This is a genomic window from Paenibacillus sp. AR247 (assembly GCF_002968895.1).
GTDB lineage: Bacteria > Bacillota > Bacilli > Paenibacillales > Paenibacillaceae > Paenibacillus_AQ > Paenibacillus_AQ favisporus.
The window spans coordinates 1,899,601-1,900,723 of the sequence record NZ_PCZT01000009.1 but is presented as its reverse complement, the minus strand read 5'-3'; the positions used below and the strand labels follow the sequence as shown (position 1 = coordinate 1,900,723).

At 49.0% G+C, this 1,123-nt stretch carries 2 protein-coding genes; both read left to right on the top strand.

The features are described 5' to 3' along the window. The first annotated feature begins 290 nt into the window (after window positions 1–290). The gene (locus CPT76_RS17350) at window positions 291–497 is read left to right on the top strand and encodes a DUF1657 domain-containing protein (RefSeq protein ID WP_076168463.1); all 207 of its coding nucleotides are present in this window, start codon (window positions 291–293) and stop codon (window positions 495–497) included. 212 nt (window positions 498–709) lie between these two features. Beyond that, window positions 710–1,123: phosphatase PAP2 family protein (locus tag CPT76_RS37550; protein WP_181152892.1), on the top strand; the 414-nt coding region annotated here is incomplete at its 3' end.

Below are 1,123 nucleotides of genomic sequence, written 5' to 3'. Positions count from 1 at the left end.
CCGCCAGGTCACCGATCGTGATCCCCGTAATGTACTCGAAGAAGGACAGCTGGGAGATTTGCCTTTTGCCCAAGAGACGGGTCAAGGCAAACAGAAAGACCACAGAAGCCAAAGTCCGAACGATAACCTCTATCCAATCCGGCATATCTATAAATTCCTCCATTCCAGATCTTTGCTTTAAACGCGAATAACAAAATTATTTGCAGCATCTTCTCGTTTTATGAATTTTTTGATTTCAGGCAGGTTAGATTATGATTCGTACTTATCCTGTAAAGGAGGTGAAAGTAACAATGACCGTTGCATCCCAAGTCAAAACGACACTTGCATCCCTGAAAAGCGCCCAAGCCAGCTTGGAGACGTTTGCTCTCAGCACGCAAAACCAGGAAGCCAAAAACCTGTTCTCTCAAGCTGCCCAGCAAACCCAGCAAATCGTGCAGCAGGTGGAAAGCCGGGTACAACAGCTTGAAAACGAGGAGCCTCAATATAAAGGATTCTAATTCTTTAATTGATCCCCCATATCAGGCCATACCGCTCCAATCCAATAACGTTTTGCCTTAAGCACCGGTTTTGCCGGTGCTTTTTGCTTATGCTGCAGCTGACAAATTCTGCTTCCGGATAAGCGTGACAAAGGCCGGGTCTTCATGGATAATATTAAAGTCATACCGCATGGCAGAAGCGGGGGTTTATAGAGAGAGGAGTACATATAGATATGAGAGCAAATCAAGGACGGCTGAATAAGCTGTTAGTTATGAGCCTGGTGCTGGGCGTGCTGTTCGTGATCATGATGGTCCTGGTCGGAGCGGACCGGATCGCCTGGTTTGACCAATCGATCATCGATGCAGTTCAGGGGATGGAGAATGAGGGGTTGACCCGAATCATGAGGGGCTTCACCTTTCTTGGGTCATCGCTCGTGGCGACGCTGCTGAGCGTGATCGCGTTCCTGTTTCTGTGGCTGGTTTTGCGGCACCGCAAGGAGCTGCTGATGTTTCTCTTGTCAGTGGGAGGATCGGAAATTTGGAATATCATCATCAAAAATTGGATGCAGCGGCAGCGCCCCAACACGCACCGGCTGATCGAAATCAGCGGATTCAGCTTTCCGAGCGGGCACTCGATGGCTGCGTTC

Coding starts and splice junctions, on each gene's coding strand:
- CPT76_RS17350 (WP_076168463.1), top strand. CDS start 291: ATGACCGTTGCATCCCAAGTCAAAACGACACTTGCATCCCTGAAAAGC.